Origin of the sequence: Actinoplanes sp. NPDC051633, from assembly GCF_040681735.1 — a bacterium.
Classification (GTDB): domain Bacteria; phylum Actinomycetota; class Actinomycetes; order Mycobacteriales; family Micromonosporaceae; genus Actinoplanes.
Genome location: NZ_JBFAZH010000727.1, coordinates 1 through 4,011, shown reverse-complemented (window position 1 = coordinate 4,011; position 4,011 = coordinate 1). Strand labels below are relative to the sequence as shown.

Genomic DNA, 4,011 nt, shown 5'->3' with positions numbered 1-4,011 from the left:
TGTCCGACCCGCCCGCGCCGGGCGGTCTGCCGCCCGTGCCGGGCATCGCGTCGGCCGGATCGCCGGCATCGGGCCGGGAAGTCGAGCGGTTGCGGCGGCTGGATCGGGACCACGTGTGGCACCCGTATGGGCCCATGCCCGGGCGCAGCGAGCCCTATCTCGTCGAGAGTGCCGCCGGGGTGCGGCTGCGGCTGGCCGACGGGCGTGAGCTGATCGACGGGATGTCGTCGTGGTGGGCCGCCATTCACGGGTACCGGCACCCCGTACTCGATGCCGCTCTTGCTCAGCAGGCCGCCAGGATGAGCCACGTCATGTTCGGCGGGCTGACCCACGCGCCGGCCATCGAACTCGCCGCCTCGCTCGTCGACCTCACCCCGGACGGGCTCGAGCACGTGTTTCTGTGCGACTCCGGGTCCGTCGGGGTCGAAGTGGCGATCAAGATGGCGCTGCAGGCGCGGCCCGGCCGCCGGCGGCTCGCCACTTGGCGCGGCGGGTATCACGGGGACACCTTCCACCCGATGAGCGTCTGCGACCCGGTCGGCGGGATGCACTCGCTCTGGACCGGGGTGCTGCCGGTTCAGGTCTTCGCCGACGCGCCGCCGGCGGACTACGACGAGGACTACGCGCAGCGGCTCGCCGACACGATCGAGCGGCACGCCGGCGAGCTGGCCGCGGTGATCGTCGAACCGATCGTCCAGGGGGCCGGCGGGATGCGGTTTCACCACCCGGCCTATCTACGGGTCCTCCGGGAGGTCACCCGTAAGCAGGAGATTCTCCTCATTTTCGACGAGATCGCGACCGGGTTCGGCCGCACCGGATCGATGTTCGCCGCTGACCGGGCCGGCGTCACGCCCGACATCATGTGCCTCGGCAAGGCGCTGACGGGTGGGTATCTGAGCCTCGCCGCCACCCTCTGCACCCCCGAGGTCGCGTCCGCGATCTCCGCCGGCCCGGGCGGTGGCTTGGCGCACGGCCCGACCTTCATGGGCAACCCCCTCGCCTGCGCGGTCGCCAACGCCTCCCTGAGCCTGCTCCGCGACGGAAGCTGGGCATCCGCGACAGAACGCCTGGAAACCGTCCTGACGCGCGGCCTGGAGCCGCTGAGGCATGCCGCGGGGGTGGCGGACGTGCGTGTCCTCGGCGCGATCGGCGTGGTCCAGATGGATCACGACGTCGACGTCGCCAAGGCCACCGCGGCCGCCGCCGGCGAGGGCGTGTGGCTGCGCCCGTTCCGCGACCTGATCTACACCATGCCGCCGTACGTGACCGACGACGCCGACGCCGCCCGCATTACCAGCGCCATCGCCGCCGCGGTGTCCGCCACCTGACAGGGAGAGGGAGAACCTTGGCCACCAAGACCTTCGGAGAACGCCTGCATCATGCCGTCGCCGAGCGGGGGCCGCTCTGTGTCGGCATCGATCCCCATGCCTCGCTGCTGTCCGACTGGGGCCTGCCCGACACGGTCGCGGGCCTGGAGAGTTTCGCCTTCACGGTGGTCGAAGCCCTCGCCGATCGGGTCGCCGTCCTGAAGCCCCAGTCGGCGTTTTTCGAGAGATTTGGGTCACGTGGCATCCACGTTCTTGAGTCAACTATCCGACAGTCACGCGAGGCCGGAGCCTTGATCCTTCTCGACGTGAAGCGCGGCGACATCGGCTCGACGATGGCCGCGTACGCAAGCGCCTACCTCGATCCATCGAGTCCGATGAGTGTCGACGCGATTACTGTGAGTCCTTATCTCGGCGTCGGCTCCTTGCGCCCCGCATTCGATCTGGCGGCCGCCAACGGCGCCGGCGTCTTCGTCCTGGCGCTCACGTCCAACCCGGAGGGACCGGCCGTCCAGCATGCCGTCACTGCGGACGGGCGCACCGTCGCGCAGACCGTGATCGATGAGATTTCCCAGGTCAACGCGGGTGCGGATCCTCTGGGGAGCCTCGGGCTGGTGGTCGGCGCGACCATTGGCGACAGCGGCCACGACCTGTCCAAGGTGAACGGTCCGCTGCTCGCCCCGGGCCTCGGCGCGCAGGGTGGAACCCCGGAACAGCTCCGGACGATCTTCGGCGAAAGTCTGCAAAACGTGTTGCCTTCGTACTCACGGGAGGTCCTCGGAGCGGGACCCGATGTGACCGCCCTGCGGTCAGCCACGCAGCGTGCGGCCCATGCGTGCCGCGCCGCCCTGGGGTGAAACGGACGTCTTAGCAGGCCGGGCGCGAGGTGATCGAGGGGTACCCCCACGTTGCCGAAAGCCTGCATGACCGCTAGTTTTCCGAGTCGCCGGGAACCACATGCCCCTTTGGTTCCATGGCACACCACGTTTCACAGATGCGCCGGTATTGACTGTCGGCGCGATAGGGACACTGAGGAGAACTGGTGCCGCTCCCGTCATTGAGCCCCGAGCAGCGTGCCGCAGCGCTGGAGAAGGCTGCGGAGATTCGCAAGGCCCGGGCCGAGCTGAAAGATCAGCTCAAGTCTGGCAAGACCACCCTCGCCGCCGTTCTCGACCGGGCGGAAGGCGACGACGTCGTCGGCAAGCTGAAGGTCTCGGCCGTGCTGCAGGCGCTGCCGGGTATCGGCAAGATCCGCGCCACGCAGATCATGGAGAAGCTCAAGATCGCAGACTCCCGCCGTCTGCGTGGTCTGGGCGAGCAGCAGCGCAAGGCCCTCCTGGGGGAGTTCGCTGCGAACTGACTCGTCGGCTCGTGTAGGAATGAGCCGTGAGCATGGATGACGACGCGCGCCCGGCAGCCCGCCTCACGGTCCTGTCCGGCCCCTCGGGGGTGGGCAAGGACAGTGTGATCGAGCTGATCCGGGCGCGCTCGCCATGGATCAAGCTGTCGGTGTCCGTGACGACGCGCAAGAAACGCGATTACGAGACCGACGGGGAGCATTACCACTTCGTCAATCGGGCCGAGTTCCAGCGCTTGATCGACGGAGGACAACTGCTCGAGTGGGCGGAATTCGCGGGGAACCTCTACGGAACGCCGCGCGCACAGGTGGAGGGCTGGCTCGCACAGGGCCGGCCCGTTCTTTTGAAGATCGACCTGCAGGGCGCCCGCCAGGTCCGCGCCACCATGCCGGACTCGCAGCTGGTGTTCCTCGCCCCGCCCAGCGTCGAGGAGCTCAAACGTCGCCTGATCGGCCGGGGCACCGACGACGAGGAGACGATCCGACGCCGCCTCGCGCACGCCGACGAGGAACTCGCGGCGGAAAAGGAATTCGACCGGACCGTCGTCAACGACTTCGTCGAGCGTGCCGCCGACGAACTGGTAGGCTTACTCGGTTCGTCATACCTGACCCCAGCACAGGCGCCAGAACATTAAGGATCTTTTACTCGTGGGAACCATCGCAAATCCCGAGGGAATCACCAATCCGCCGATCGACGAGCTCCTGGACAAGACATCGTCGAAATACTCGCTGGTGATCTTCGCGGCCAAGCGCGCCCGGCAGGTCAACGCCTACTACAGCCAGCTCGGTGAGGGCTTGCTCGAGTACGTCGGACCGCTGGTCGAGACCACTCCGCAGGAAAAGCCGTTGTCGATCGCGATGCGTGAGATCAACGCCGGGCTGCTGACCGCCGAGGCGACCGACAACCCCTGATCAACTCGTTAATGTTGGTCCCGCGTCCCGCAATCTGGGCGCGGGGCCTTTTGTTATGGGGGCGTTAGTTGTGACCGAGGTGGTACTGGGAGTTTCCGGCGGCATCGCCGCCTACAAGGCCTGCGAATTGCTCCGGCTGTTCACCGAGTCGGGGCACGGCGTCCGCGTCGTGCCCACGGCCGCCGCCCTGCACTTCGTCGGCGCACCCACCTGGGCCGCACTCTCCGGCCGTCCGGTGGCCACCGAGGTCTGGGACGACGCCCACGAGGTGCCGCACGTGCGCATCGGCCGGCACGCCGACCTGGTCGTGGTCGCGCCCGCGACCGCCGACCTGATCGCCAAGGCCGCCCACGGCATCGCCGACGACCTGCTCACCAACACGCTGCTCACCGCCACCTGCCCGATCGTGTGGGCGCC

Annotated in this window: 6 protein-coding genes; all 6 read left to right on the top strand. The window is 68.2% G+C overall.

The features are described 5' to 3' along the window. The first annotated feature begins 134 nt into the window (after positions 1 to 134). Complete coding sequence (locus AB0M20_RS30725; protein WP_364303822.1) at positions 135 to 1,328, top strand: adenosylmethionine--8-amino-7-oxononanoate transaminase; 1,194 nt, start codon at positions 135 to 137, stop codon at positions 1,326 to 1,328. Between the two features lie 17 nt (positions 1,329 to 1,345). Continuing rightward, positions 1,346 to 2,182: an orotidine-5'-phosphate decarboxylase gene (gene pyrF, locus AB0M20_RS30720; RefSeq protein WP_364303821.1), complete on the top strand. Its 837-nt coding sequence runs from the start codon at positions 1,346 to 1,348 to the stop codon at positions 2,180 to 2,182. 185 nt (positions 2,183 to 2,367) lie between these two features. Next, on the top strand, positions 2,368 to 2,685 hold the full coding sequence (gene mihF, locus AB0M20_RS30715; protein ID WP_071807771.1) for an integration host factor, actinobacterial type: 318 nt from the start codon (positions 2,368 to 2,370) through the stop codon (positions 2,683 to 2,685). A 32-nt stretch (positions 2,686 to 2,717) separates the two neighbouring features. Next, on the top strand, positions 2,718 to 3,317 hold the full coding sequence (gene gmk / locus AB0M20_RS30710) for a guanylate kinase (protein ID WP_364303819.1): 600 nt from the start codon (positions 2,718 to 2,720) through the stop codon (positions 3,315 to 3,317). 13 nt (positions 3,318 to 3,330) lie between these two features. Further along, the gene (rpoZ, locus tag AB0M20_RS30705) at positions 3,331 to 3,594 is read left to right on the top strand and encodes a DNA-directed RNA polymerase subunit omega (RefSeq protein WP_015623990.1); all 264 of its coding nucleotides are present in this window, start codon (positions 3,331 to 3,333) and stop codon (positions 3,592 to 3,594) included. 55 nt (positions 3,595 to 3,649) lie between these two features. Next, a partial coding sequence (locus AB0M20_RS30700; RefSeq protein WP_364303818.1) for a flavoprotein occupies positions 3,650 to 4,011 on the top strand: 362 nt, incomplete at its 3' end.